At 67.9% G+C, this 25,332-nt stretch carries 24 protein-coding genes and 1 pseudogene; 10 read left to right on the top strand and 15 right to left on the bottom strand.

Annotated features, from left to right (window positions below):
• Positions 1-68 precede the first annotated feature (68 nt).
• The 3 genes from RMO01_RS07375 (at position 69) to RMO01_RS07365 (ending at position 3,889) form a co-directional block, all read left to right on the top strand.
• Positions 69-1,019: an alpha/beta hydrolase gene (locus RMO01_RS07375; protein ID WP_309628397.1), complete on the top strand. Its 951-nt coding sequence runs from the start codon at positions 69-71 to the stop codon at positions 1,017-1,019.
• Entirely contained in the window at positions 1,016-1,639 is a 624-nt protein-coding gene (locus tag RMO01_RS07370; protein WP_309628396.1) for a class I SAM-dependent methyltransferase, read from the top strand. The genes RMO01_RS07375 and RMO01_RS07370 overlap by 4 nt, the downstream gene beginning before the upstream one ends.
• A 150-nt stretch (positions 1,640-1,789) precedes the next feature.
• The gene (locus tag RMO01_RS07365; RefSeq protein ID WP_309628395.1) at positions 1,790-3,889 is read left to right on the top strand and encodes a PBP1A family penicillin-binding protein; all 2,100 of its coding nucleotides are present in this window, start codon (positions 1,790-1,792) and stop codon (positions 3,887-3,889) included.
• A gap of 31 nt (positions 3,890-3,920) precedes the next feature.
• Here RMO01_RS07365 and RMO01_RS07360 read toward each other — a convergent pair whose 3' ends face one another.
• The 3 genes from RMO01_RS07360 to RMO01_RS07350 all read right to left on the bottom strand — a co-directional run bounded on the left by RMO01_RS07360 (position 3,921) and on the right by RMO01_RS07350 (position 6,719).
• The gene (locus RMO01_RS07360; protein ID WP_309628394.1) at positions 3,921-4,646 is read right to left on the bottom strand and encodes a SprT family zinc-dependent metalloprotease; all 726 of its coding nucleotides are present in this window, start codon (positions 4,644-4,646) and stop codon (positions 3,921-3,923) included.
• Positions 4,600-5,880, bottom strand: coding sequence for a polyhydroxyalkanoate depolymerase (locus RMO01_RS07355; protein ID WP_309628393.1), 1,281 nt, complete (start codon positions 5,878-5,880; stop codon positions 4,600-4,602). The genes RMO01_RS07360 and RMO01_RS07355 overlap by 47 nt, the downstream gene beginning before the upstream one ends.
• Positions 5,881-6,095: 215 nt before the next feature.
• Positions 6,096-6,719, bottom strand: coding sequence for an SCO family protein (locus tag RMO01_RS07350; RefSeq protein WP_309628392.1), 624 nt, complete (start codon positions 6,717-6,719; stop codon positions 6,096-6,098).
• Between the two features lie 49 nt (positions 6,720-6,768).
• On the opposite strand from RMO01_RS07350, the gene RMO01_RS07345 reads away from it, so the two are divergent.
• On the top strand, positions 6,769-8,259 hold the full coding sequence (locus tag RMO01_RS07345; RefSeq protein ID WP_309628391.1) for an ActS/PrrB/RegB family redox-sensitive histidine kinase: 1,491 nt from the start codon (positions 6,769-6,771) through the stop codon (positions 8,257-8,259).
• Between the two features lie 83 nt (positions 8,260-8,342).
• Positions 8,343-8,909, top strand: a complete 567-nt coding sequence (locus tag RMO01_RS07340) for an ActR/PrrA/RegA family redox response regulator transcription factor (protein ID WP_309628390.1) — start codon at positions 8,343-8,345, stop codon at positions 8,907-8,909.
• Positions 8,910-8,934: 25 nt separating this feature from the next.
• Here the strand turns inward: RMO01_RS07340 and mmcB are convergent.
• The 3 genes and pseudogenes from mmcB to thpR all read right to left on the bottom strand — a co-directional run.
• Positions 8,935-9,386: pseudogene (mmcB, locus tag RMO01_RS07335) on the bottom strand (DNA repair putative endonuclease MmcB); the annotation flags it as partial.
• A 31-nt stretch (positions 9,387-9,417) separates the two neighbouring features.
• On the bottom strand, positions 9,418-9,969 hold the full coding sequence (locus RMO01_RS07330) for a GNAT family N-acetyltransferase (protein ID WP_309628388.1): 552 nt from the start codon (positions 9,967-9,969) through the stop codon (positions 9,418-9,420).
• Positions 9,966-10,502, bottom strand: a complete 537-nt coding sequence (gene thpR / locus RMO01_RS07325; protein ID WP_309628387.1) for an RNA 2',3'-cyclic phosphodiesterase — start codon at positions 10,500-10,502, stop codon at positions 9,966-9,968. Before thpR ends, RMO01_RS07330 begins: the two co-directional genes overlap by 4 nt.
• 149 nt (positions 10,503-10,651) lie before the next feature.
• On the opposite strand from thpR, the gene RMO01_RS07320 reads away from it, so the two are divergent.
• Positions 10,652-11,401, top strand: a complete 750-nt coding sequence (locus RMO01_RS07320) for a Bax inhibitor-1/YccA family protein (protein ID WP_309628386.1) — start codon at positions 10,652-10,654, stop codon at positions 11,399-11,401.
• Between the two features lie 153 nt (positions 11,402-11,554).
• Here the strand turns inward: RMO01_RS07320 and RMO01_RS07315 are convergent, their stop codons facing one another.
• The 4 genes from RMO01_RS07315 to RMO01_RS07300 form a co-directional block, all read right to left on the bottom strand.
• The gene (locus RMO01_RS07315; protein ID WP_309628385.1) at positions 11,555-11,896 is read right to left on the bottom strand and encodes a DUF2794 domain-containing protein; all 342 of its coding nucleotides are present in this window, start codon (positions 11,894-11,896) and stop codon (positions 11,555-11,557) included.
• A gap of 412 nt (positions 11,897-12,308) precedes the next feature.
• On the bottom strand, positions 12,309-13,655 hold the full coding sequence (locus RMO01_RS07310) for a trypsin-like peptidase domain-containing protein (RefSeq protein ID WP_309628384.1): 1,347 nt from the start codon (positions 13,653-13,655) through the stop codon (positions 12,309-12,311).
• A 27-nt stretch (positions 13,656-13,682) separates the two neighbouring features.
• Positions 13,683-15,128, bottom strand: coding sequence for a HAMP domain-containing sensor histidine kinase (locus RMO01_RS07305; protein WP_309628383.1), 1,446 nt, complete (start codon positions 15,126-15,128; stop codon positions 13,683-13,685).
• 4 nt (positions 15,129-15,132) lie between these two features.
• Entirely contained in the window at positions 15,133-15,945 is an 813-nt protein-coding gene (locus RMO01_RS07300) for a response regulator transcription factor (RefSeq protein ID WP_309628382.1), read from the bottom strand.
• Positions 15,946-16,155: 210 nt separating this feature from the next.
• On the opposite strand from RMO01_RS07300, the gene RMO01_RS07295 reads away from it, so the two are divergent.
• Both RMO01_RS07295 and RMO01_RS07290 read left to right on the top strand, forming a co-directional pair.
• Positions 16,156-16,614, top strand: a complete 459-nt coding sequence (locus RMO01_RS07295; protein ID WP_309628381.1) for a nuclear transport factor 2 family protein — start codon at positions 16,156-16,158, stop codon at positions 16,612-16,614.
• On the top strand, positions 16,615-17,004 hold the full coding sequence (locus tag RMO01_RS07290) for a cupin domain-containing protein (RefSeq protein WP_309628380.1): 390 nt from the start codon (positions 16,615-16,617) through the stop codon (positions 17,002-17,004). It begins immediately after the preceding gene.
• A 13-nt stretch (positions 17,005-17,017) separates the two neighbouring features.
• Here RMO01_RS07290 and RMO01_RS07285 read toward each other — a convergent pair whose 3' ends face one another.
• Entirely contained in the window at positions 17,018-18,208 is a 1,191-nt protein-coding gene (locus RMO01_RS07285; RefSeq protein WP_309628379.1) for an acyl-CoA dehydrogenase, read from the bottom strand.
• Between the two features lie 130 nt (positions 18,209-18,338).
• Here RMO01_RS07285 and RMO01_RS07280 point away from each other — a divergent pair, with 130 nt between their 5' ends.
• Positions 18,339-18,605, top strand: coding sequence for a DUF6356 family protein (locus tag RMO01_RS07280; protein ID WP_309628378.1), 267 nt, complete (start codon positions 18,339-18,341; stop codon positions 18,603-18,605).
• A gap of 1 nt (position 18,606) precedes the next feature.
• Positions 18,607-19,803 (top strand): CaiB/BaiF CoA-transferase family protein, encoded by a 1,197-nt coding sequence (locus RMO01_RS07275; protein WP_309628377.1) that lies wholly within the window; start codon positions 18,607-18,609, stop codon positions 19,801-19,803.
• Here the strand turns inward: RMO01_RS07275 and RMO01_RS07270 are convergent.
• The 4 genes from RMO01_RS07270 to RMO01_RS07255 all read right to left on the bottom strand — a co-directional run bounded on the left by RMO01_RS07270 (position 19,795) and on the right by RMO01_RS07255 (position 25,258).
• Positions 19,795-20,349, bottom strand: a complete 555-nt coding sequence (locus RMO01_RS07270) for a PIN domain-containing protein (protein ID WP_309628376.1) — start codon at positions 20,347-20,349, stop codon at positions 19,795-19,797. The two genes, RMO01_RS07275 and RMO01_RS07270, sit on opposite strands and share 9 nt — an antisense overlap.
• Positions 20,253-20,537 (bottom strand): AbrB/MazE/SpoVT family DNA-binding domain-containing protein, encoded by a 285-nt coding sequence (locus RMO01_RS07265; RefSeq protein ID WP_309628375.1) that lies wholly within the window; start codon positions 20,535-20,537, stop codon positions 20,253-20,255. The genes RMO01_RS07270 and RMO01_RS07265 overlap by 97 nt, the downstream gene beginning before the upstream one ends.
• A 64-nt stretch (positions 20,538-20,601) precedes the next feature.
• Entirely contained in the window at positions 20,602-22,170 is a 1,569-nt protein-coding gene (gene odhB / locus RMO01_RS07260; protein ID WP_309628374.1) for a 2-oxoglutarate dehydrogenase complex dihydrolipoyllysine-residue succinyltransferase, read from the bottom strand.
• Positions 22,171-22,252: 82 nt separating this feature from the next.
• Positions 22,253-25,258 carry a 2-oxoglutarate dehydrogenase E1 component gene (locus tag RMO01_RS07255; protein ID WP_309628373.1) on the bottom strand — a complete coding sequence of 1,002 codons (3,006 nt, stop codon included), beginning with the start codon at positions 25,256-25,258 and terminating at the stop codon, positions 22,253-22,255.
• Positions 25,259-25,332 lie beyond the last annotated feature (74 nt).

The raw sequence follows: 25,332 nt of genomic DNA, 5'->3' as shown, positions 1-25,332 counted from the left end.
TGTGACGACAAGGGGTCAGGACGCCGGATCGGACCGGCCCGAACAACAGGACCCAGGGAAACGACACCATGAACAGCCAGATCCTCACCGGCGTCATCGCCGCCCTCGGCCTGATGGCCAACTTCGCCTTCGTCGGCGCGGCGAGCGCCCAAGACGGCCATGCGCCCCATGCCGACCACGGACACCATCACGCCGACTTCGAATCGACCCGCATGCACGTCCGCGTGGACGGCGAGGCCGGGCCGGGCGTGCGCGACATCATCCTGATCCCGGGCCTCTCCTCCTCACCAGAAGTCTGGCAGGGCACGGTCGACCACCTCGGCAGCGGCTGGCGCGTCCACCGCATCCATATCCAGGGCTTCGCCGGCGCGCCGGTCGCGGGCAATACCGAAGGCCCGGTCGCTGCGCCCGTGGCCGAGGAGATCGCCCGCTACATCGCCGAGAACAGTCTCGAGAAACCCGTCGTGGTCGGTCACTCCATGGGCGGCACCATCGGCATGATGCTGGCGGCCCGCCATCCTGATGCGGTCAGCAAGCTGATGGTCGTCGACATGGTGCCTTTCATGGGCGCGATGTTCGGGGCGCCCGGCGCAACGGTCGAGAGCGTCGGCCCGGTCGCCGAGCAAATCTATCAGGGCATGGCGACCTCCGCCCCGGCCGAGTATCAGGCCCGCGCAGCCGCCTCGATCACCGGCATGATCAACACGGAATCAAAGCGCGCCGGCCCGCTGGAAGATTCAGCGACCAGCGACCAGCAGGTCTCCTCGCGCTCGTTCCGCGAGCTGATCCTGACCGACCTGCGTTCCGAACTGCCGCGCATCACGGCTCCGACCGAGGTCCTGTACGTGAAGTTCAACGACGCCCGTATGACCAACGAGATCACCGATATGGTCTACCAGGCCTCCTTCGCGACCCTGCCGGGTGTAGAGCTGAAGCGGATCGATGACAGCGCCCACTTCATCTTCCTGGACCAGCCTGAGGCCTTCTACGCCCGACTGGACGCCTTCCTGGCCGAATGAGCGACCCGGTCGCTCCCAGCGTCCTGAAGGCCGCGGCCGACATCCTCGACCTCTACGATCGGCGGTCCAGCGACTGGATCGCCGATCGCGGTGCGGTCCTGACCGAGGCCGACCGGACCTGGCTCGACCGGTTCACGGCCCATCTGGCGCCGGGAGATCCCGTGCTCGACGTCGGCTGCGGCTCGGGGCGGCCGATAGCGGCGGCCCTGCTGGATCGAGGCTTCCGCGTGACCGGCGTCGACGCCTCTACCCGGTTGATCGCCCATGCTGCGGCGGACCTGCCGGCGGGCCGGTTCGTCCAGATGGACATGCGCACCCTCGACCTCGGCGAAACCTTCGCCGGAGTCCTCGCCTGGCACAGCCTGTTCCATCTCTCGCCCGGGGATCAGCGCATCGCCCTGCCGCGCCTTCTGGCCCACGCGGCCCCGCGCGCGGCGATCATGTTCTCCTCCGGTCCACGCGAAGACCATGTCGTCGGCTCATGGCGGGGCGAGCCCCTCTATCACGGAAGTCTCGACCCGGAGGCCTACCAGGCCCTGCTCTCCTCCCAGGGGTTTCAGGTTGAATCCGGCCTCTGGGCGGATGACGGCTCTGTCTGGCTCGCCCGCCGCGATGGATGATCGTTAAGTCCCGCGCCATCGTTTCGGCCGAAAGGACCATCACGCTGACGTGAAGTCTTCACGCGCCGTTCACCACAAAAGCGTTTTGGTGGGTGGCGTTTTGGTGCAGGCGGCGAACGGCTATGACGGCCGGGGTTTCTGGGGATGTCGATGGCCGGTCCGGGTTTCGGAAACAGAGGTGGCGGCGGCGCGGCGAAGCCCGCACGCACGCGGCTGCAACAGGTCCTCTACTGGGGCTCGGTGCTGGCCGTCTGGGGCGTCATTTTCCTGGTGGTCTTCTTCGCCGTCTTCGCGCGCGGCCTGCCGGACACCTCGGCGCTTTACGACGTCGATCGCCAGCCTTCGATCACCTATCTGGATCGCAACGGCGCCCTGATCGCCACGCGCGGCTCCCAGCAGGCCCCGCCGGCCGATCTGGAGGCCCTGCCCGACTATGTCCCGGCCGCCTTCATCGCCATCGAGGACCAGCGTTTCTACTGGCACCCGGGGTTCGATCCGATCGGCATGACCCGGGCCATGGCCGCCAACATGCGCGCCGGCCGGATCGTCCAGGGCGGTTCGACCCTGACCCAGCAACTGGCCAAAAACCTGTTCCTGACCCCCGACCAGAACGTGCGCCGCAAGGTGCAGGAGCTGATGCTGGCCGTCTGGCTGGAGTTGAAATTCTCCAAACAGGAAATTCTCGCCCTCTATCTGAACCGGGTCTATTTCGGCGCCGGCGCCTACGGGATCGAGGCCGCGTCGCAACGCTATTTCGACAAGTCGGCCAAGGATCTGACCGTCGGCGAGGCCGCCCTGCTGGCCGGCCTGCTGAAGGCGCCGTCGCGCTATTCACCCGTGTCGGAGCATGAGCGCGCCGCCGCCCGCGCCACCGTCGTGCTGGACGAGATGGAAGAGTCCGGCGTCATCACCACCGAACAGCGCGCCGACGCGGTGCTGGAGCCGGTCCGCGTCTCCCGCACCCTGGCGACCCAGCACGCCCAGTATTTCGTCGACTGGCTCGACAAGGAGATCCGTGGCCTGGTCGGTCAGCCGACCGAGGACATGATCGTCGAGACGACGCTGGATCTGACCCTTCAGACCGCCGCCGAGCGGAACGTGCGCCGCATCCTGGACCGCGACGCCTCTCGCGGCGTGGAGCAGGCGGCTCTGGTGGCTCTGGACGGCGACGGCCGGGTGCGGGCCATGATCGGCGGCGCCTCCTATGCGGACAGCCAGTTCAACCGCGCCGTCGACGCCCGCCGCCAGGCCGGTTCGGCGTGGAAGCCCTTCGTCTATCTGGCGGCGATGGAGGCCGGCTATACGCCCGAGACCCCGGTGGTCGACGAGCCGGTCCGCATCGGCAACTGGAGCCCGCGCAACTACTCGGGCACCTTCGCCGGCAACATGACCCTGGCCAACGCCGTGGCCCAGTCGACCAATACGGTCGCCGCCTATGTCGCCGACCAGATCGGTCGCGACAGCGTGTCCCGCGCCGCCCGCCGGCTCGGAATCTCGTCCCGCATCGGGCTGGAGCCGGCCATGGCCCTGGGCGCGGTCGAGGTCTCGCCGATCGACATGGCCACCGCCTATGACGCCTTCGCCAACGGCGGCCGCCGGGTCGAGGCCTATGGCATCAGCCGCATCCGCACGCCCCAGGGACGGGTCATCTACCAGCGCGGCGCGCGCGACGCGGCTTCGGGTCAGGCGATCAACAACCCGGCGCTCTACTATATGAACCAGATGCTGCGCGGCGTGGTCACAGGCGGGACGGCGCGCAGCGCGGCCATCGCCGGCCGCGATATCGCGGGCAAGACGGGCACCACCTCGGACTACAAGGATGCCTGGTTCGTCGGCTACACGGGCGGTTTCGTCACTGCCGTCTGGGTCGGCAAGGACGACAACACCGCCATGCGCGGCGTCACCGGCGGTGCGGCCCCTGCCGCCATCTGGAAGGGTTTCATGGAGGCCGCCCTGCCGCGCCTGAATGTCCAGCCCATCCCCAACGGCCCGCCGATGCCGGAGGGCTGGGTCGCGCCCGATCCGATCGGCGACCTGATCGGCGATGCGGAGGACCCCTACGGCGACTCCACTGTCCTGCCCGGCGGCGTCGATCCCGACCAGGGCGACCCCTATGATCCGACCGCGCCGGGTGAACGGCCGCGCCAGGACGCCATACCCACCGACCGTTCGCGTCGCGACGACCCGCCGGACCAGAACCCCGAACCGGCCACCCAGCCGGAGAAGGAAAACAACCCGCTGTTCTTCTAGGTTTTCCTTCTCAAGGGGAGAAGGATCGATGTCATCTTCCCACCGCATGCAAGGCCGGGCCGTGATCCCTGAGCCAGGCGCGGAACGGGCGGTGGTCGCCGACCAGCCGCTTCACGACCGACCAGTAGGCCGGGCTGTGGTCGGCGTGGACCAGATGCGCGACCTCGTGGGCGGCCAGGTAGTCGAGCACCTCGGGCGGGGCCATGATCACGCGCCAGGAATAGCGGATCGAGCGCGACATCGGGCTGCACGAGCCCCAGCGCGACGCCGGGTCGTTGATGGTCAGGGTCACCGGCCGCTGGCCGAGGGCGCGAAGATGGAAATCGGTTCGGGTCTGGAGCGTTTCTCTCGCGGCTCTCTTGAGCAGGTTGATCACCCGGCGTGCGAAAGCCTCGCCCTCGCCGCCCGAGACGATCCGCAGACCGTCGGGCCCTTCGACCAGTCGCGCCGCGCCGGCGCCTCCCGTGGCCTCCAGCCGAACCGATCCGCCCCGATAGGGAATGACCGCACCGGGCTCGATCGCCGTGCCGCCGGGTCGCGCCGCCAGCCGCTCGGCGATCCAGGCGCACTTCGACCGTGCGAAGGCGACCGCATCGACCAGCCTCCGCTCGGACGGCGCGATGGCCACGGCCTCGCCCTTGCGCGTGTCGATGCGGATCGAGATGCGCCGCGCGCGCGGATTGACGCTCAGACGAAGGGCGTGACCGCCCTCAAGCGGCAGCCGCTGACCGGTCTGGTACGGCGCAGAGCTTTTCATTGGCGGCGATGAAGTCCCGGGTGCGGGTGTAGATCTCCTCGCGGAATCTGCGCCCGTTGAAGACGCCGTAGTGGCCGACGCCCGGCTGGACGTAAAGCACCCGTCGGTCGTCGGGGATGTTGGTGCAGATCGTGTGCGCCGCCTGGGTCTGGCCGACGCCGGAAATGTCGTCCTTCTCGCCCTCGACGGTCATCAGGCCGATGTCGGTGATCGCAGTCAGGTCCACCTTCTGGCCCCGGTGTTCGAGAAGGCCGCGCGGCAGCAGGTGCGACTGGAAGACGATATCGATGGTCTGCAGATAGAATTCCTCGGTGAGGTCGAGGACCGACAGATACTCGTCGTAAAACTCCTCGTGCTTCTCGACCCCATCGCCGTCGCCGGCGACCAGGTCGCGGAAATACTCCCAGTGGGCGTCCTTATGCCTCTGCTCGTTCATCGACATGAAGCTGTAGAGCTGGACGAAGCCCGGATAGACCTCGCGGCCGAAGCCCGGATAGGGCCAGGGCACGGTGTGGATCATGTTCGACTGGAACCAGGCGAAAGGCTTGGCTTCCGCCAGCTGGTTCGTCACCGTTGGCGACAGGCGCGCATCGATCGGCGAGCCCATGAAAGTCATCGAGGCCGGTCGGTTCGGGTCGTTCTCGGCGGCCATCACGGCGGCGGCGGCCAGGACAGGGGGGCCGGGCTGGCAGACGCCGACGACGTGGGCGCGCGGGCCGATCTGGGCCAGCATGGTGCGGACGTGGTCGATGTAGTCGTGAAAGTCGAACCGGCCTTCCAGCATCGGTACCTGACGGGCGTTGACCCAGTCGGTGACATAGACGTCGTGGTCCTGAAGGAAGGTTTCGACCGTGCCGCGCAGCAAGGTGGCGTAGTGGCCGGACAGCGGGGCCACGATCAGGACGCTGGGCGCAGCCACAGGCTTCCCGGCCCGCTTCAGATCACCCACATTGCGGGCGAACCGCACCAAGCGGACCCACGGGCTCTGCCAGACTACCTGTTCGGTCGTGCGCACCGGTTGATTGTTGATGGTGACGACGTCCAGTTTCCAGGCCGGCTTGCCGTAGCGACGCGTGACGCTTTCGAACAGCTCGGCGGAGGCATAGGCCGTTCGCCCGACCGCGGTCTGTGACGCGGGATTCATGGGCGACGTCCAGAACTTGCGGGCGAACGACGCCCCGATCCGGAAAGGCTGCGCCGATTGATAGGCGAGCTCGTGAAGTGCGTAGAGCATGAAATCCTGTGATCGGCCCCGCCGAGGCGGTGATGCCATCATAGAACGCGCTGCACTGCAAAAGGATTTATATTCCTCTCCAAAGCGAAGCGCAGGGGAAGGGGGATCGCAGCGCCCGTGCGCCGGGGGTGGAGGGGGCTGATCCAGGGCCGGTGTGTGCGGTGGGCCGCCTCCACCACTCCGTGGTCGATGGCTCCCCGGATGGGGGAGGAATATCAGCCCCGCGCCATGACCCGCTTGATCAACTGCGCCGACCGCTCCGGGCCAAGGTCGTGGCTCAGGGCCGAGCGGAACTGCCCGTCCGGTCCCATCAGATAGACGGTCAGGGAGTGGTTCATCGTGTAGTCCTCGCCGTCCCCGACCTTCTGGAAATAGGCGCGATAGACCTTGGCCGCGTCCGTGACCTGTTGCGGCGTGCCGGTCAGGCCGATGACGCCGGGCGGGAAGCCGTCTGACGACAGATAGTCCTTCAGGGCCTGGGGCGTGTCCCGTTCCGGATCGATCGAGACGAAGACGATCTGCAGATCGCCTGCGTCAGACCCCAGAAGGGTCCGCGTGGCCTCAAGAGAGGTCAGGGTCGTCGGGCAAAAATCCGGGCAGTAGGTGAAGCCGAAAAACACCAGGCTCCATTTGCCGTCCAGCATCGTCTGGTCGACCGTCTGACCGTCCTGGTTGACCAGCTGGAACGGACCTCCGACGGCGGGTTGACCGGTCGCGGAGCCTTCTGCGACGGCGTCGGCGCGCTCACGCCCGGACACCACGACGACCGTAACAGTGGCCAGCGCTGCGGCGATGGCGATACAGGCGCCCGCGAACAGCAGGACGGAACGGCGTGGCATCATGTCTCTCCGGGCCGACAGCGGCGCGCAACGGGTCTATAGACGCCGGGTGAGCCAGAGCGAAGTCCGTCCCGATCCCTATGACGCCCCCGATGACGTCATGTCGCAGTTTCCGCCCTCGGCGCCGAGCTGGGCCAGTTTGCCGCGTCGCAGCCGGGGCCTGTCGCTCAGGACCCTGATCATCCTGCGCTGGCTGGCCATCGTCGGTCAGACCGCGACCCTGATCGTGCTGGATACCCTGTTCCACTTCCCCCTGCCACGATGGCAGTGCCTGCTGGTCATCCTGGCCAGCGTGATCGTCAACCTGCTGGCCATGGGCCGGCTCCAGCGGGTCGACAGCCGCCTGCCGGACGGACGCCAGACCGGCATCCATCTGGGGTTCGACATCCTTCAGCTTTCGGCCCTTCTGGCCTTCACGGGCGGGCTCGCCAATCCGTTCTGCCTGCTGCTGGTCGCGCCGGTGACAGTGGCGGCGGCCTCCCTGCCGGGGCGTCAGGCCCTGGTGCTCGGGCTGATGGTGCTGGCCTCGACCACGGCCCTGTTCTTCTGGTCCATGCCCCTGCCCTGGCAGAACGGGGCGGATATCGCCCTGCCGGTGCTCTATCGCTTCGGCATCGGCCTGGCCCTGACGACGGGGGTCGTGTTCACCGCCGCCTATGCCTGGCGGGTGGCGGCCGACGCCGAAAAGCTGGAGCTGGCCCTGGCGACGACCCAGGACGTGCTTCAGCGCGAACAGCGGCTGGCGGCCCTGGGCGGACTGGCGGCGGCGGCGGCGCACGAGCTGGGCACGCCTCTGGCGACGATCCAGGTGGTGGCCAAGGAGCTGTTGCGCGCCTCCCCGCCCGACGGGCCGATCGCCGAGGATGCACGCCTGATGCTGCAGCAGGCCGAACGCTGCCGCGAGATCCTGAAACGCCTGTCCCAGCGGCCCGAGGACGGCGATCCCCTCTATACGGAAATCGGGCTGAAGGCCCTGCTGAACGAGGTGGTCGATCCGCACCTCGGCTTCGACCTGGACATCGAAGTGGCCGTCCACACGCCGCCGGGCCTGGAGGAGCCGCACGTCAAACGGTTGGCCGAGGTGGTCCATGGCCTCTCCGCCCTGGTCGAGAACGCCGCTGATTTCGCCGCCTCGACGGTCCGCGTCACGGCGACGGCGGACGCGCAATGGATCACCATCGATGTCCTCGACGACGGCCCGGGCTTCGCGCCCGACATCCTGCCTCGGCTCGGCGAGCCCTATGTGACCAGTCGGCCCCACGGCAAGTCGCGTCAGGCCCTGGCGGCGCAGCTGGCCGCAGCGGCCGCCGCCGCCCGCCCGGCCCGGCGCGGCAAGACTGCTCCTCCGCCGCCTCCGCCGGAGCCCGATATCATTCCCAGCCAGGGCGGGATGGGGCTGGGCTTCTTCATCGCCCGCACCCTTCTGGAACGAACCGGCGGCAAGGTGGTGGTCGGCCATGGCGAGGGCGGACCGGGCGCGAACCGGGGCGCCCGGGTCACCGTGCGTTGGGACCGCCGGTCGCTGGAACTGGTTCCGTGAGGGCGCGTCCGCCTGCGCTCCATCGCCGCACCGCTTGACCGGACCGTCGCGCAAGCCGACTTGACGTCCAGGGAGACCAAGCCATGACGACCGCCGCCGCCACTCTGGAAGACCGTATCGCCGGACTTCAGGACCGCTCGCTTCTGTTGCTCGACGATGACCAGGCTCTGCGGACCCGCCTCGGGCGCGCGCTGGAATCGCGCGGCTTCCAGGTGACCACCGCCGGGTCCGTGGCCGAGGCGACCGAAGCCTTGCGCACCCATCTGCCGGCCTTCGCGGTTCTGGACATGCGCCTGGACGACGGCAACGGCCTGAAGGTGGTCGAGGCCATCCGTGAGCGCCGCGACGACGCCCGCATCGTCATGCTGACCGGCTACGGCGCCATCGCCACCGCCGTGGCGGCGGTCAAGGCCGGGGCCGTCGACTATCTGTCAAAGCCCGCCGACGCTGACGACGTGGTCAAGGCCCTGCTCGCCACCGGCGACGCGCCCGAGCCGCCGGAAAACCCGATGAGCGCCGACCGGGTCCGCTGGGAGCATATCCAGCGGGTCTACGAACTGTGCGACCACAATGTCTCGGAGACCGCGCGCCGTTTGGGCATGCACCGCCGGACCCTGCAGCGCATCCTGGCGAAACGGGCCCCGAGGTAGCTTTCCTTCTCCCGCGAGGGAGAAGGGCGTTTAGTCCCGCAGCGTCCGCATCGCCGCCAGACGTCCGAAGGCGATCGTCAGGGCCTTCCGCCGCGCCGGCGCCAGGGTCATCACCGGGGCATCCCGCACCACCGCTCCGCCGAATGCATCGGCGACGATCAGACCCGGCTCTTCCGGCAGGACGCCTTGCGGAAACTCCGGGGCCACGGCGAAGAAGAAGGCGTCGCAGAAGGGCGCGTATTCGGGCCATTTGCGGTCGACGCGATAGTCCTCGATCCCCGACTTCACCTCGACGATGACGATGTCGCCCTTGCGGCCGAGAGCCATGACGTCGGCGCGGCGCCCGTTGGGCAGGCACACTTCGAGCAGGGGCGCATAGCCCATGTCGGCCAGCAGCCTGGCCGCCCCGCGCGTCACGCCGAGCGTGGTCTCCGGGCGGCTGAAGACGAGTTCCAGATGAACGGAGGCGGCGGGCATTCCGCCTTTATGTTCCGGTTCCGTTCCGGCTTCAAGCGAAGCGTTTGCGGTTCTCCGCCCATTCCGCCTTCGCCTGGCCCCAGCGGTCGACCCGCACAGTGTCGAATGGTGGCGGCAGGGCGGTTGGCCCTAGATTGGATGAGCCCAGCGCCTCGGCCAGCTTCTGAGACGGCCGGTTGTCTGGATCGATGCAGTGGATGACTTCGGTCCAGCCCAGCACATCGAAAGCGTAGTCGAGGGTGGCGACCGCCGCCTCAACGCCGTAACCCCGACCCTGGGCGTCGGGGTGCAGCCCCCAGCCGACCTCGGTCCCCGGCCAGCCCAGCGGGGTCCACGGACCGATCCGTCCCAGCCAGCGGCCGCTGTCACGTTCGATGAGCGAGAACATGGCGACGCCGGTGAGGGCCCAGGCGCCCGCCATGGTCATGAACCCGCGCCAGGCCGAGGCGGCGGCCATCGGGCCGCCGATGAAGCGCGAGGCCTCCGGGTCGGCCATCAGCTCCGCCCAGCGCGGAAAGTCCTCCATCGCCGTCGGTCGCAGGATCAGGCGTTCGGTCTCGAGGGTCGGTCCCGGCGAAATCACAGCGGATACTCCCGTTCCAGCTCGTAGTGGCTGCCGTCGTCGGTCAGAGTGCTGGAATACAGGCCGAACCGGTCGATCCGGATCGGCGGCGAATGCAGCAGGTTGTGGTTGGTGATCCAGGCCCCGATCCGGTCGGGATTGGTCTGGGTCTTCAGGTAGGCCAGGGTCACATGTGGACGGTACAGCCGCGGCTCCATCGTCACGCTGGCCCGCTCGGCCGCCGATTTGCAGCGCCCGGCCAGCACGTTCAGCCGCTCCGATGGCTCCAGTCCGGCCCACAGGGTGTGACTGCGATGCGCATCGCCGAACGCGCCGACGCCCTTCAGCTCGATGTCGAAGGCGCCGCCCGGAATCCGCGCCAGCTCAGCCGCCAGGTCGTCGGCGCGGCGCTCGTCCACGTCGCCATAGAAGGCCAGGGTCACATGCAACGCTTCTGATGGCCTCCAGCGCGCGCCGGGCAGGCCCGTCTGTCGTCTCGCGAGCGTCTCGGCGACCTCGAAGGGGATCGGTACGGCGGTGAACAGGCGCAGCATGCGACCGTTCGTAGCGGCTGGCGGCGAAGGCGTGAAGCGGGCGGAACCCCTGCGGCGATCAATCCCTTGCGCAGAGGGTTCCAGAACCCGATATTTCCAACTTCGGCGCGGGGTCTGTCCCGTCGCCTCAACAGGAGAAGACACTCGCGATGAGCGACTTCAGAAACGGCTACTCGACGCCGGCTCCGGCCAAGGCCGACATGGCCGTGGACGCGGGCCTGCGCAGCTTCATGCTGGGCGTCTACAACAAGCTCGCCCTCGGCCTCGTGGTCGCCGGCGTCCTGGCCTACGCAACCGGCAACGTGCCGGCGGTGCAGCAACTGCTTTTCGCTGTGGGACCTGACGGTCGCGTCGGGATGACGGTTCTGGGCATGATCATCCAGTTCCTGCCCCTGGTCCTGCTGTTCGGCTCGATGTTCTTCATGAAGAACCCCACGGCCGGCGGCGTGAACATGCTGTACTGGGCCGTGGTGGCCTCGATCGGCGCGGGCATGGGCATCCTGTTCCTGCGCTACACCGGCGAAAGCCTGGCCTCGACCTTCTTCGTGACGGCCGCCGCCTTCGGCGCGCTGAGCCTGATCGGCTACACGACCAAGAAGGATCTTACGGCCATGGGATCGTTCCTGATCATGGGCGTGATCGGCCTGATCATCGCCTCGGTCGTGAACATGTTCATGCAGTCGGGCACGATGGCGTTGATCATCTCTGGTCTGGGCGTGCTGATCTTCTCGGGCCTGATCGCCTACGACACCCAGCGCCTGAAGATGACCTACTACCAGCTGGGCGGCGATCACGCGGCGATGGGCGTGGCCACGGGCTTCGGCGCCTTGAGCCTGTTCATCAACTTCGTGAACCTGTTCCAGTTCCTGCTGGCCTTCATGGGCGGCAACCGGAACTAGCCTCAAGTCGCGAGCCTCCGCGAGGCGAGCATAGGCAAACAAGAATCGAGGGCCCCGGTGGAAACGCCGGGGCCCTTTCCGTGCCTTGTGGTTGGTGACGGGTGGCCAGAGCGCACCCGTTCCAGCCACCCGTCATGAGCCACCAACCCCTGTCTATTCCACCACCTGGAACTTGCGGCTGTCGAAGACGCGCAGGACCTGATTCAGCTCACGCCCCCGTTTCAGGACCACGCCACCTTCGCCGATGACCGACCACTGGCCCTGGCGGGTCTGCAGGGCCGGGCGCTTCTCGATACGGTATGCGGGGGCATCGCCGGACCGGCGGAAGACGGCGAACTCGGCGGCCTCCTTCCCGCCGACCATGGCGTAGTCGCGCCACTCGGCCTGGGCGACCATCCGGCCGTAGACCCGCAGGATCAGGTCCAGCTCGCGCCGCTCGAAGAAGACGGACGAGGGGTGTGCGCTGCTGTCGTTGGCGCCGGAATCGAAGGTCATCCCCGGCAATCTAGGCTCGGTGCGGACAAACGCCAGCGCCGCCGGAACGGGCCTGCAAACACGAAATTAGCCACGACACGAAATGGCCCCGTTTCGGTCCTTCGGCGGCCCGGTTGGGCGGCGAAACAGTGAGCGTCGGCCTGACGGAGTTCGGTAGCGTCCCGGATCCTGAACAGCCCCCCCAGCCCCCCTGGATGATGCCGCGTATGGCTTCGCCGGGCCGACGCTTCCTCCAAAGCGAGACCCCCGCCCTGCCACCCCTCCCCCCTCCGGCACGGCGGGGGTTTTGCTGTGTGGCGCGTAACGCCACACAGCTTTGTTGTTTGGGGGCCATCGCTCGCGACGCGGTCGCTCACGGCTTGAGCGCGGGTGGCGCTCCTCAGGAAATCAAGAAGCGCCTGCCTGGGTTTGCTCAGTCCGCAGCCGCCAGGACGATCTCGACGCTCTCATCGCCGCGCTGGACCGTGAGGGTAGCGCCGGCCGTGGCTGACAGGGCCCGGGCCAGTTCAGGGAAACCGGATACCGACAGTCCGTTGGCGGCGGTGACCAGGTCGCCGGCGCGCAGGTCCTGCTGAGCCGCCGTGGAGCCACCCTCGACCGCCACGACCAGGGCGCCCGGGGCGCTGATCCCGTCCGAAGGCTTCACGTCGCGGAAGTTCGCGCCATAGGCCTGGAGCGAGGTCGCGCCGAGCTGGACCGGAACGGTCGACTGGACCTCGACGTTCAGCGACGTCGTCGCCTCGCGCCCGTCGCGCAGATAGACGAGGCTGATGCGGGTGCCGGGAGGGGCGATGCCGACCGTCGCCTGGACCGAGCCGGCGTTGGCGACCGGGCGGTTCTGGATACGGGTGATGATGTCGCCGCGCTGCAGGCCCGCGCGCTCGGCCGGGGAGCCCGGCAGGACGTCCTCGACGATGGCGCCGCGCACGAAGCCCAGACCGGCCTCGACGGCGCGTTCAGCGTTCAGCGAGCCCAGGGTCGCGCCGATCCGGCCGCGCGTGACCTCGCCGTTGGCCCGCAGCTGCTCGACCACGAACATCAGAATGCGGGTCGGGACGGCGAAGGCGATGCCATCGTTACCGCCGCCGAAATCACCCGACAGGATCGAGGTGTTGATGCCGATCAACCGGCCCCGGCTGTCCAGCAGCGGACCGCCCGAGTTGCCCGAGTTCACGGCCGCATCGGTCTGGATATAGTCCTCGACCGCATCGCCCATGCCGGAGCGCCCCAGGCCCGAGATCACCCCCATGGTCAGGGTCTGGTCCAAGCCCAGCGGATAGCCGACCGCGAAGGCCAGGTCGCCCGTCCGCAAGGTGTCGGAATCGACCGTCTCGACCTGCGACAGGCCCGAGGCGTTGATCTGCAGGACGGCGATGTCGGTCGCCTTGTCGGACCCGATCAGGGTGGCGTCGACGAGCCGTCCGTCGGCCATGTCGACGCGGAACTTCTGGCCGTCCTCGATGACGTGGTGGTTGGTCACGATGATGCCGTTGGCCGCGTCGATGATGACGCCGGAGCCGCTGGAGACCGGGGTCGGCTCGGTCTCGCCGGTGGTCGGGCCGGCCGACATGCCGAGCGTCGTCACCTGGACCACGGCCGGCAAGGACCGCTCCAGGCCGGTGGCGAAGCTGAACACGCCCCGGCGGGCGTCATAGGGCAGGGGGGAGTCAGGAGCGCTCTGGGCCTGGGCGGCGCCGGCGACGGCGCCCAGCAGCGTCAGTGCGAGGGCCGAACCGGTCAGAAGGCGAAGACGCGTCATGCTGTATCCCCAGAAGTTGAGCGAAGCCTAGCGCGAGAACCTGGCCGTGACGATGGCTCCGGGCTTCGCGTCATCAATCGTCATCTGGCCTCCGTGGCGGCGCAGGATGGCGCGCACGAAGGCCAGACCCATGCCGTGGCTGTCGGGACCGCGCGGGGCCGTCGATGGCGCGCCGGACATGCCCGGACCCTGGTCGGCGACCGACAGGCAGGGACCGTCTTCGCAATCCCAGGCGCGGATCGTGACACGGCCGCCGTCGGGCGAGAATTTCACCGCGTTGTCGACGAGGTTGGCCACGGCCCGCTGCAGCAGGGACCGCACCCCCAGCACCGAGACCGGCTCGCCCTCGGCCACGATCCGGATGTCCCGGATGTCGGCGATCGGCTGATAGAGTTCGACCGCCGCCTCGGCCAGCACGTCCAGCCGCACGCTCTCGAACAGCCAGGCCTCGCCGTCGCGCAGCGCCATGGCCTCGTTCATGGCCCGGGTGATCTCGGCGATGTCCCGTCCCGCCGCCTCGCCCAGCCGCATTCGTTCGACCGGGTCCTCTGTCTCCATCAGCTTGTCGAGACGGGCCGAGGCGCGGGCCAGCGGCGTGCGAAAATCATGCGCCAGCTGATCGGCGGAATCGCGCAGCCAGCTCAACAGTTCCTCCAGCCGATCCAGAGTGCGGTTCACCTGGATGGACAGCTGGGTCAGTTCCGGCGCGACGGCCACGTCGGGCGCGCGGCGTGAGAAGTCTCCCAGCGCGGCGCGGTCCAGCACCAGGCTGACTTCGGCGATGGCGCTGGTCAGACGCTGGCGGGCGAACAGGGCGGCGGTCAGGCCGGACACAAGGATCAGGCCGCCGGTCAGGGCTACGGCCAGCACGGCCCAGCGCCAGGCGACGCCGGCCGGGTCGACCACCCGGCCGACGATGATCGACAGGGAACCTATCGGCCGCTTGACCACGATGACATCGACGCCCCGCGACAGGCACAGCTGGCCTGCCTCCAGGCGGATCAGATAGACGCCCTCGCCCAGTCCCGGAAGACGCTGGGCCCGCGCGGTCTCCAGGGCCAGTAACCCGGCCGGCTTGCCGACCGGGGCGCGGATAAGGCGCACGCCGGCGCCGCCCTGACCGGTGCGGCAGGTCTGTTCCAGGGTGGTGACGCTGCGGGTCGGCCCGTCCTGGAAGGCGCTCAGGAAGGCCGACATATAGGCGGCGTCCCCTTCGGTCATGGCCGAGGCGTCCATCGAAGTGTCTGCGGGAAGCTTGGAAGCGATGGCGCCGAAGTCGTCGAGGGCCGACAGGGCCGCCTGCTGGCGCTGGTCCAGCCGGGCGGCCTGGCCGGTCACGATCAACGACCCGGTCAGGGCCAGGGCCGCCATGACGGCGAGGCCCGAGGCGAGCTGGGTCAGGGTCCGCCGCGCCATCCAGGTCATGAGACCCTCGGGGCGGACCTTGCGCCAGATCGCCGCGACCCGACTCAAGGGATCACGTGGCGTCGAGATCGCGGAAGATCAGGCTCTGGCTGCGGGCCGAGACGATCAGCGGATGCAGGTCCTCGCCCAGTTCCGGGGCCTGTTCCTTCAACCGGCGCCGCAGCGCCGAGATGCGGGCGTCTATGATGTTGACGAAGTTGTCGGGCAGGAAGGTCCATTCGACCCAGCAGCGGTCCCACAGCATGGTCTTGGTCACCGGCTGGCCGCGCGCGGTCATCAGTTCCGAGACGATGGCGAACTCCAGCGGCGACAGGTCGATCAGCCGCTCGGCCCCCTCGACTGTCAGCTTCAGGGTGCGGGCGCCCGGCGACAGGCGGAACGGGCCGTTGATCAGGTCGGCGTTGGCGGGCCTGGCGCGACGGGCCACGCGACGCAGCTGGGCCGCGATCCGGGCCAGCAGCTCCTCGTCGCCGATCGGCTTGGACAGATAGTCGTCGGCCCCGCCCAGCAGGCCCTCGACCCGCTGCCGCTCCCCCGTCAGGGCGGTCAGCATCAGGGCGGGCGCATCGGAGGACGGACCGGACGACGTCCGCAGACGCTTCAGGGTCTCCAGACCGTCCAGCCCCCTGGTCATCCGGTCGAGAATGAGGATGTCATAGGCATGGGTCGCCGCCGCCGACAGGGCCTGTTCGCCCGCATCGACGCAGTCCACGGCCTCGAACCCGGCGCGCAGCAGCCGGTCCGACACATGTTCGGCCAGGGCCGGATCGTCCTCCAGCACCAGGGCCCGCCGGCCGGCGAAGACCTCCGCCAGGGCCGCGAAGGGATCGGTGTCCGCCGCCTGTTCGATGTCCGTGCTGCTCATACGCGTGTTTCCCCGATCCGACTTCCCGCCAGCTTAGTCTGGCCGGTCGCCAGAACAAACCGGCCCGGCATTTTGATCCTGGGGCGTTCGGCCCGCCCGCGCCGCTGATCCTTCCTGACGAGACAAGGTCGGGGGCGCGGCTTGTCGGGTTCGGGCGGCGTGATAGCGTCGCGGTCGGCGCGATCCGGCGCCGGATGGGAAGACGCCGCCATGTCCATGCTCGCCCTGTTCGCCGCCCTCGCGATCCAGACGACCGCGCCCGCCGATCCGGCCTCCGCCGAGGCCGTCGCCGTCATGGCCCCGGTCAACGCCACCTTCGCGGCGCTGGCGGCGCGCGACGGGAGCCTTCTGGCCCCGCATTTCGATCCCGAGGCCCGGATGATCGTGGCGCTGGAACGTCCCGACGGGACCCGCTCCATCCGCCGCCTGACGGGCGCCGAGTTCGCCGCCGGCCTGCGTCCCGGCGCCGAGCGGTTCGAGGAGGTCATGCCCGACCCGATCATCGCCATCGACGGCGACGTGGCCTCGGTCTTCGGCCGCTATCTGTTCAAGGTCGACGGCGCGGTCGTCCACTGCGGCGCCAACCATTTCGACATGGTCCGCAAGGACGGCGCCTGGACCATCGCCGGCATCAGCTGGAGCCAGCGCACGACGGGCTGCGAGGGGTAAATGGCCCGCAGAGATTTCGATCCGACGACCGTCACTGCCGACGGTCGTCCCGCGACCACGGAAAGGCTCTTCGATCCTTCGAAGGACGGTCCATGGCGCGGATCGATCGATGGGCTCGCCATGGGCGCTTCGGTCACCGTCCTCGCCTATGGGACGGACAAGGTCGGCGAAGGTCCGCGCCTCCACGTGCATCCCTACGACGAGACCTTCATCGTCATCGAAGGGAGGGCGCGGTTCTTCGTCGGCGACGCCACGCTCGACGCCGCCCAGGGGGAGGTTGTGCTTGGACCGAAAGGCGTTCCGCACCGGTTTGAAAATCTGGGGCCCGGTCGTCTTCAGACGATCGACATCCACCACTCGCCGACGTGGATCCAGACGGATCTGGAGTGAACGCGGTCCTTGGCTAGAACGCGCTCTCGCCCGTGATGGCCCGCCCGAGGATCAGGGCGTGCACGTCGTGCGCCCCCTCATAGGTGTTGACCGTCTCGAGGTTCATGGCGTGGCGCATCACATGCAGCTCGCCGGTGATGCCCGCGCCGCCGTGCATGTCGCGCGCCTCGCGGGCGATGGCCAGGGCCTTGCCGCAGTTGTTGCGCTTCATCAGCGAGATCGCCTCGGGCACCCAGGCGCCGGTGTCGAGCAGACGGCCCAGGGCGTAGGCGCCCTCCAGACCCAGGAAGATCTCGGTCTGCATGTCGGCCAGCTTTTTCTGCACCAGCTGGCGCGACGACAGCGGCCGGCCGAACAGCATCCGTTCGCCGACATACGCGCGGGTGGCATGGAAGCAGAACTCGGCCGCGCCCATCGCGCCCCAGCTGATGCCGTAGCGCGCCTTGTTCAGGCAGGAGAACGGCCCGCGCAGCCCCTTCACGCCGGGCAGCAGATTGGCCTCCGGCACGAAGACGTCGTTCAGCCCGATGTCGCCGGTGATGGAGGCGCGCAGGGACAGCTTGTCGCCGATCTTGCCGGTGGTGAACCCCTCCATGCCGCGCTCGACGATGAAGCCCCGGATCACGCCGTCGAGCTTGGCCCAGACGATGGCGAGGTCAGCGATCGGCGAGTTGGTGATCCAGTATTTGCCGCCGTTCAGCCTGTAGCCGCCCTCGACCGCCACGGCATTGGTCTTCATCGAGGCGGGGTCGGAGCCGCCGTCGGCCTCGGTCAGGCCGAAACAGCCGACCAGTTCGCCCGCCGCCATCCGGGGCAGGAAGCGCATCTTCTGCTCCTCCGAGCCGAAGGCGTAGATCGGATACATCGCAAGCGACGACTGCACCGACATGGCCGAGCGATAGCCGCTGTCGACCGCCTCGATCTCGCGCGCGATCAGACCATAGGCGACGTGGCTGACGCCCGAGCCGCCGTACTGTTCAGGCAGCATGGCGCCGAGGAAGCCCATCTCGCCCATCTCGGTCATGATCGTCCGGTCGAACACCTCGTCGCGGAAGGCGGCCACGACCCGGGGCAGCAGCCGTTCGCGGGCATAGGACCGGGCCGCGTCGCGGATCGCCCGTTCGTCCTCCGTCAGCCGTGACTCCATGTCGAACGGATCGTCCCACTTGAAGGTCTGGGTCACGGGTGCGGCGCCGTCGGCCATGGGATGCGTCCTCAAATACTTGGGGGCTTCTCACGCGAGCGTGACGCGCAGGCCCTGTTTCGAGCGCCGGTTTAGGCCAGAATGCGCGCGACGGGTAGAGACGAGGCCCATCTCAAGCTAGGCTGTCAGGATGATCCGAGCCCTGAAGACCCTGTTCGTCGATCACCCGCGTGAGGTCGAGGAAAGCTATATCCACCACGCGGGCGTCGCGACGCGCATGGGGGTGCGGCTGGCGAAGCTGTCCGGCTGCGCCTTCATCCACGCCGTGATCCCCGGCCTGCACAAGACGACGGTGTCTGCGGACATCCGGCGGATGGCCGATGACCTCGGCTATCGCGCCGAGATCGCCCGCGAGACCCGGATGCGGGACGCCGGCGCCTTCGATCCCGGCCTCTAGGATGACCACACCCCAGGCGCTGTCCGGCGTCCGCGTCCTCGACCTGTCGCGCGTGCTGGCGGGCCCTTGGGCGACGCAAACACTGGCCGATCTGGGCGCCGAGGTGATCAAGATCGAGCGCCCCGGCGTCGGCGACGACACCCGCGCCTGGGGGCCGCCCTTCACCACGAAGACCGACGGCACCCGTGGCGACAGCGCCTATTTCTTGTGCGCCAACCGGGGCAAGAAGTCCGTCGAGCTGGACATCGCCTCGCCCGAAGGCGCTGAGACCATCCGAAAGTTGGCCGCGACCTGCGACGTCGTGGTCGAGAATTTCAAGGTCGGCGGCCTGAAGAAATACGGCCTCGACTACGCCAGCCTCTCGGCGACCCATCCGCGCCTCGTCTACTGCTCCATCACCGGCTTCGGCCAGTCTGGCCCGCGCGCATCCCAGGCCGGCTACGACTATATGATCCAGGCCATGGGCGGGCTGATGAGCGTGACCGGCCAGCCGGACGGCGCGCCGGGCGCCGAGCCGATGAAGGTCGGGGTCGCCGTGGTCGATCTGGCGACTGGCCTCTATGCCTCGAACGCCATCCTCGCGGCCCTGCTGCATGCGCGGGCCACGGGTCAGGGCCAGCATGTCGACATCGCCCTGTTCGACGTCCAGGCCGCCATGCTGGCCAATCAGGCGACGAACTATTTCGTCTCAGGCAAGGCCCCGACCCGGATGGGCAATGCCCACCCCAACCTGGTCCCCTACCAGCCCTTCCCCTGTTCCGACGGCATGGTGGTGATCGCGGTCGGCAATGACGCCCAGTTTCATACCCTGTGCGGCGTGCTGCAGGTCGGGGCGTTGGCGGGGGACGCCCGCTTTGTCACCAATGCCGGACGGATTGAGAATCGAGCAGAGGTCGTCGCAGCGATCTCCGCGATCACGGGCGGCTGGACCATGGGCGGACTGATGGCTCGGCTGGAGGCGGCCGGCGTCCCCTGCGGCCCCGTCAACACCATCGACCAGGTCTTCGACGAACCCCAGGCGAAGCATCGCGGACTGGAGATCGAGCTGGCGCGCGATGACCTGTCCGCCCCGACGCGGTCGGTCGCCTCGCCGATCCGGCTGTCGGAAACGCCGGTCCGCTATGACAGTGCGCCGCCTGCGCTGGGGGCGGATACAGAGGCGGTGCTGGCGGGCTTGGGATCTCAAAGGTCAGATTGAAATGGCGACCCGCTCGGCGATTTCCGCTGGAGACAAGGGCTCGGGTCGGATCGACCAGTCGATCAACGCCAGACCCTCTACGCGTCCGAAATGGCGAATATTGCCTGTCACGACCGTCCATTGTCGTGCGAGGGCCTGACCGGCAATCAACGTGTCGAGGTCGCCTATCGGGCGCCCGCTACGTCGAAGCAGGCCGCCGACCCGCCCTGTGACCTCGGCATCGTCAGCAGTCAGTTCGACGACGTCGATCCCGAGCAGGGCTTCTTCGATGCGAGCCCGTTCGATCACGGGGTTGGGGTTCATCCATGATCCCACGATGAGTTCGTGCATGACCGCTGCCGAGACCACCGGCTTCGCACCCAGGCTGACCGCCTGATGCAGACTGTTCCGAGTCAATGAGGATCGCCGTCGCATGATGTCGATCATCACGGCAGTGTCGAGCGACAGAATCACCACCAGGTCTTGGCCGGAGTGATCGTCTGAGGCGGTGGATCGGGGAACTCGTCGTCCGACAATGAATCCAGACGCGCCCAGTGTTCCTCCCATTCCGCATCACTTTGAGGCATGCGGCGCTCAGCAGGCTTGGGCTCGAGAATGACTGCGTCACCCTCCCTGCGGATCAGGACTTCCTTGGTGTCGAAGCGATAGGCCTTGGGCAGGCGAACGGCCTGGCTGCCGCCATGGGTGAAGACCTTCGCGGATTCGGCGACGCCTCGAGCCTTGGGATCAGCCACGCAGTCCTCCTGTATCTACAGTATGTAGATACGCCTGTGGGGCTGGTTGCGCAATCCGCGCCGATCAGAGGTCCAGCAATGCCCGCGCAGGGTCTTCCAGCAACTGCTTCACGCGCACCAGGAAGGTCACGGCTTCCTTGCCGTCGACGATCCGGTGGTCGTAGCTCAGGGCGACGTACATCATCGGCCGGATCACCACCTGACCGTCCACCGCCATCGGGCGCTGGACGATGTTGTGCATGCCAAGGATGCCCGACTGGGGCGCGTTCAGGATCGGCGTCGACATGAGCGAGCCGTAGGTGCCGCCGTTGGTGATGGTGAAGGTGCCGCCCTGCAGCTGGTCCAGCGTCAGGTCGCCGTCACGCGCGGCCTTGCCCAGCGCCCCGATGCCCTTCTCGATGCCCGCCAGCGTCAGGGCGTCGGCGTCGCGCAGGACCGGAACGACCAGGCCCTTCTCGGTGCCGACGGCGACGCCGATGTCATAGTGGTTCTTGTAGATGATGTCGGTGCCGTCGATCTCGGCATTGACCGCCGGGATCTCCTTCAAGGCCGCGACGACCGCCTTGGTGAAGAAGGACATGAAGCCCAGCTTCACGCCGTGGGCCTTCTCGAAGGCCTCCTTGTACTGGTTCCGCAGGGCCATGACATTGGTCATGTCCACCTCGTTGAAGGTGGTCAGCTGGGCGGCGGTGTTCTGCGATTCCTTCAGGCGGCGCGCGATGGTCTGGCGCAGCCGGGTCATCTTGACCCGTTCCTCGCGCGGCTGGTCTGCGCGCGGAGCGGCCGGCGCGGCGGCTACGGGGGCGGGCGTCGGCGCCGTGAAGGCCTGTGCGGCTGCGGCCGGGGCCGGAGCAGCGGCGGCGGCCCCGATCGCAGCCAGGGCGTCACCCTTGGTGATGTTGCCCTTCGGACCGGTCGGCGCGATGGCCTTCGGGTCGAGATTGTTCTCGGTCACTACGCGCTGGACGGCGGGTGAAAGGGTGTCGTTCGAGATCTGGGCCGAGCCCGCGTTGGCGCTGGCCGGAGTGGCGGCAGCCGGAGCCGCGGCGGCGCCTGAGCCCGAGATCGAGCCGATGACCTGACCCGGCGTGACCGTCGCGCCTTCGTCGACCGCGATGCTCAGGACCCCGTCGGCGGGGGATACGACCTCAAGGGCGACCTTGTCGGTCTCGATCTCGACCAGGATCTCGTCCTTCTTGACCGTGTCGCCGGACTTCCTCGACCACTTGCCGACCGCGCCTTCGGCGACGCTCTCGCCCATGACAGGGATGGTGATGTCGACTGAGGCGGACGCAGCGGCCGGGGCGGCGGCGGCTGCGGGAGCCGGTGCGGCAGCGGCCGGAGCGACTTCAGCCTTCGCGGCCGGAGCCGGCGCAGCGGCCGGCTTCGGGGCGGCGGCGCCTTCGGTCACGGAGCCCAGGATCGCGCCGGGCGTCACGGTGTCGCCCTCAGCGAACTTGATGTCGCCCAGGGTCCCGTCGGACGGCGAAACCACTTCGAGCGAGACCTTGTCGGTCTCCAGCTCGACCAGGACCTCGTCCTTTTTGACCGGGTCCCCGACCTTCTTTGACCACTTGGCGATGGTCGCCTCGGAGACGGATTCGCCGAGGGCGGGGGTCAGGATGTCGGCCATGTGTCGTTTCCGGTCGTTCGGTCTGGTGTCTGTAAGATAGGCGAGAACGGCGACAGGCGGGAGACCGCCCGTCTCCGCAGGGTCAGGCGAGGGCCTCGGAAGTGAACTTTTCAAGTTCCTGCAGGTGCCGGCTCATCAGACCGGCGGCGGTCGAGGCGGAGGCCGGACGACCCACGTAGCGGGCGCGCTTGGCCTTGACGGACATCTTCTCCAGCGTCAGCTCGATCCACGGATCGACGAAGGTCCAGCCGCCCATGTTCTTCGGCTCTTCCTGGCACCAGACCAGTTCGGCGTTGGGGAAGCGGGCCAGTTCGGCCGTCAGCGACTTGATCGGCCACGGATAGAACTGTTCCAGCCGCAGGATGTAGACGTCGTTGACGCCCTTCTTTTCGCGCGCGTCCAGCAGGTCGTAGTACACCTTGCCCGAGCACAGGATCACGCGACGGATATCCTTGTCGCCCTTGATCGTGATGCCGGAAACCTCGGGGCGGGTCTGGGCGTCGTCGTGCAGGACGCGGTGGAAGGACGAGCCCTCGGCCATGTCCTTCAGGGTCGAGACCGCCTTCTTGTGACGCAGCAGCGACTTGGGCGTCATGATGATCAGGGGCTTCCTGAACGGCCGGTGCATCTGGCGACGCAGGATGTGGAAATAGTTGGCCGGGGTCGTGCAGTTGGCGACCTGCATATTGTCTTCGGCGCACTGCTGCAGGAACCGCTCCAGTCGGGCCGAGGAGTGCTCCGGACCCTGACCCTCGTAGCCGTGCGGCAGCAGCATGGTCAGGCCGCACATGCGCAGCCATTTGCGTTCGCCGGAGCTGATGAACTGGTCGATGACCACCTGGGCGCCGTTCACGAAGTCGCCGAACTGGGCTTCCCACATGACCAGGGTGTTGGGGTCCGACAGGGCGTAGCCGTATTCGAAACCGAGCACCGCCTCTTCGGACAGGGCCGAATCGATGACCTCGAAATTCTGCTGGTCGGGGCTCAGGTTGTTGAGCGGGACGTAGCGGTCCTCGGTGGTCTGATCGATGATGCCGGAGTGGCGCTGGCTGAACGTGCCGCGCACCGAATCCTGACCCGACAGACGCACCGGGAAGCCCTCGGTCAGCAGCGAGCCGAAGGCCAGGCTTTCGGCCGTGGCCCAGTCGATGTTCTGGCCGGTGTCGATCGCCTCGCGGCGCGCTTCGATGACCCGCTTCAGCGTCTTGTGGATGTCGACCTGGTTCGGAACGGTGGTCAGCCGGTGGCCGAGATCCTTGAGCTTGGCCTCGGGTACCGCCGTGTCGCCGCGACGGTCCTCGCCCTCGGGCAGGCCCACGCCCTTCCACTGACCGTCGAGCCAGTCGGCCTTGTCAGCCTTGAAGGTCTTCCCGAGCTCGAACTGTTCGTCCAGCCAGGCCTCGAAACGCGTCACCTCGGCGTCGACCTCGGCCTGGGTCAGGACGCCTTCCTCGACCAGCCGCTTGGCGTAGATCTCGCGCGTCGACGGCAGGGCGCGGATCTTCGAATACATGATCGGCTGGGTGAAGGTCGGATCGTCGCCCTCGTTGTGTCCGAAGCGGCGGTAGCAGAACATGTCCACCACCACGTCCTTCTTGAACTTCTGGCGGAACTCCGTGGCCACCTTGGCGGCGAAGACGACCGCTTCCGGATCGTCGCCGTTGACGTGGAAGATCGGCGCCTGGACCATCAGGGCGACGTCCGAGCAATAGGGCGTCGAGCGCGAGTTCCGCGGCGAGGTCGTGAAACCGATCTGGTTGTTGATGACGAAATGCATCGTCCCGCCGGTGCGGTAGCCCTTCAGGCCCATCAGGGCGAAGCATTCAGCCACCACGCCCTGGCCGGCGAAGGCGGCGTCACCGTGGATCAGCAGCGGCATGACCTTCGAGCGATCCAGCGCCCACTGGCTTTCCGGCAGCCCCTTGTTGGCCTCGCGGATGTCGAACGCCTGTTTGGCACGCGCCTTTCCGAGCACGACCGGATTGACGATCTCCAGGTGCGACGGGTTGGCGGTCAGCGACAGGTGGACGTGGTTGCCGTCGAACTCGCGGTCCGACGAGGCGCCCATATGGTATTTGACGTCGCCCGACCCCTCGATGTCCGAAGGCACGGACGAGCCGCCCTGGAACTCGTGGAAGATGGTCTTGTAAGGCTTGCCCATCACGGCCGCGAGCGTGTTCAGACGGCCCCGGTGGGCCATGCCGATGACGATCTCGTCGACGCCCAGGGCGCCCCCTCGCTTGATCATCTGCTCCAGCGCCGGGACCATGGCCTCGCCGCCGTCCAGGCCGAACCGCTTGGTGCCGGGGAAGCGTTTGTGCAGGAAGCGTTCGAAGCCCTCGGCCTCGATCAGCTTGTTCAGGATGGCGATCTTGCCTTCCCGGGTGAAGCCGTTCTTCTCGAAGGCGTCCGGCCCCTCGAACCGCTGCTGGAGCCAGGATTTCTCCTCCGGCTCGGCGATATGCATGAACTGGATGCCGATATTGCCGCAGTAGGTGCGCTTCAGGACCGCCATCACCTCACGGATCGTGCCGGTCTCCATGCCGAGCACGCCGTCCAGATAGATCGGACGGTCCATGTCGGCCTCGGTGAAGCCGTAGAACTCGGGCGTCAGCTCGGGATTGTTGGTCGCCGCCTCGATACCCAGCGGATCCAGCGTGGCCTGCAGGTGCCCGCGAACCCGATAGCTGCGGATCAGCATCAGGACGCGGATGGAATCGTGGGCGGCGGCGCGGATCTCGGCGGCGGAGGCGCCGGCCGGGGCCGGGGAGGCGGCGGGAGCCGCTGCGGCGGGGGTCGGCTTCGCTTTCGGGTCGGGCCTGGGTGCGGGCCAGCGGCCGTCGAACACGCCGGTCTCTTCGGTGGGTTCGGTGACTCGCGACCGGCCCCAGCTCCCGGCGGCGGCCGAGGCCTGAACGGTCGCAGCGGTGTCGCGCAGCTGGTCGAAGAAGCCGCGCCATTCGGCCGAGACGCTGGACGGATCGACCGCCCATTTGTCGTGGAGCCCTTCGATGAAGGCGGCATTGGAGCCGTAGAGGAAGCTGGTCTCGGCAAAGACCTGGTTCAGCCGACCGGCATCGTCCGCCATAGTATCGTCGTCCCGCATCGGCCTCGGGTTTCTGAGCGGTCACATCCGCGTGAGGCCGGCGCGGATCATATAGG

This window comes from Brevundimonas sp., assembly GCF_031412435.1.
Classification (GTDB): Bacteria; Pseudomonadota; Alphaproteobacteria; order Caulobacterales; family Caulobacteraceae; genus Brevundimonas.
This window is presented reverse-complemented; position numbering and strand designations above follow the sequence as displayed.

Excerpts from the sequence above, each read along its gene's own strand:
- RMO01_RS07375 (WP_309628397.1), top strand. The coding sequence starts at position 69 with ATGAACAGCCAGATCCTCACCGGCGTCATCGCCGCCCTCGGCCTGATG.
- RMO01_RS07370 (WP_309628396.1), top strand. The coding sequence starts at position 1,016 with ATGAGCGACCCGGTCGCTCCCAGCGTCCTGAAGGCCGCGGCCGACATC.
- RMO01_RS07365 (WP_309628395.1), top strand. The coding sequence starts at position 1,790 with ATGGCCGGTCCGGGTTTCGGAAACAGAGGTGGCGGCGGCGCGGCGAAG.
- RMO01_RS07360 (WP_309628394.1), bottom strand. The coding sequence starts at position 4,646 with ATGAAAAGCTCTGCGCCGTACCAGACCGGTCAGCGGCTGCCGCTTGAG.
- RMO01_RS07355 (WP_309628393.1), bottom strand. The coding sequence starts at position 5,880 with ATGCTCTACGCACTTCACGAGCTCGCCTATCAATCGGCGCAGCCTTTC.
- RMO01_RS07350 (WP_309628392.1), bottom strand. The coding sequence starts at position 6,719 with ATGCCACGCCGTTCCGTCCTGCTGTTCGCGGGCGCCTGTATCGCCATC.
- RMO01_RS07340 (WP_309628390.1), top strand. The coding sequence starts at position 8,343 with ATGACGACCGCCGCCGCCACTCTGGAAGACCGTATCGCCGGACTTCAG.
- thpR (WP_309628387.1), bottom strand. The coding sequence starts at position 10,502 with ATGCTGCGCCTGTTCACCGCCGTACCGATCCCCTTCGAGGTCGCCGAG.
- RMO01_RS07320 (WP_309628386.1), top strand. The coding sequence starts at position 10,652 with ATGAGCGACTTCAGAAACGGCTACTCGACGCCGGCTCCGGCCAAGGCC.
- RMO01_RS07315 (WP_309628385.1), bottom strand. The coding sequence starts at position 11,896 with ATGACCTTCGATTCCGGCGCCAACGACAGCAGCGCACACCCCTCGTCC.
- RMO01_RS07310 (WP_309628384.1), bottom strand. The coding sequence starts at position 13,655 with ATGACGCGTCTTCGCCTTCTGACCGGTTCGGCCCTCGCACTGACGCTG.
- RMO01_RS07300 (WP_309628382.1), bottom strand. The coding sequence starts at position 15,945 with ATGAGCAGCACGGACATCGAACAGGCGGCGGACACCGATCCCTTCGCG.
- RMO01_RS07295 (WP_309628381.1), top strand. The coding sequence starts at position 16,156 with ATGTCCATGCTCGCCCTGTTCGCCGCCCTCGCGATCCAGACGACCGCG.
- RMO01_RS07290 (WP_309628380.1), top strand. The coding sequence starts at position 16,615 with ATGGCCCGCAGAGATTTCGATCCGACGACCGTCACTGCCGACGGTCGT.
- RMO01_RS07285 (WP_309628379.1), bottom strand. The coding sequence starts at position 18,208 with ATGGCCGACGGCGCCGCACCCGTGACCCAGACCTTCAAGTGGGACGAT.
- RMO01_RS07280 (WP_309628378.1), top strand. The coding sequence starts at position 18,339 with ATGATCCGAGCCCTGAAGACCCTGTTCGTCGATCACCCGCGTGAGGTC.
- RMO01_RS07275 (WP_309628377.1), top strand. The coding sequence starts at position 18,607 with ATGACCACACCCCAGGCGCTGTCCGGCGTCCGCGTCCTCGACCTGTCG.
- RMO01_RS07270 (WP_309628376.1), bottom strand. The coding sequence starts at position 20,349 with ATGGGAGGAACACTGGGCGCGTCTGGATTCATTGTCGGACGACGAGTT.
- odhB (WP_309628374.1), bottom strand. The coding sequence starts at position 22,170 with ATGGCCGACATCCTGACCCCCGCCCTCGGCGAATCCGTCTCCGAGGCG.
- RMO01_RS07255 (WP_309628373.1), bottom strand. The coding sequence starts at position 25,258 with ATGGCGGACGATGCCGGTCGGCTGAACCAGGTCTTTGCCGAGACCAGC.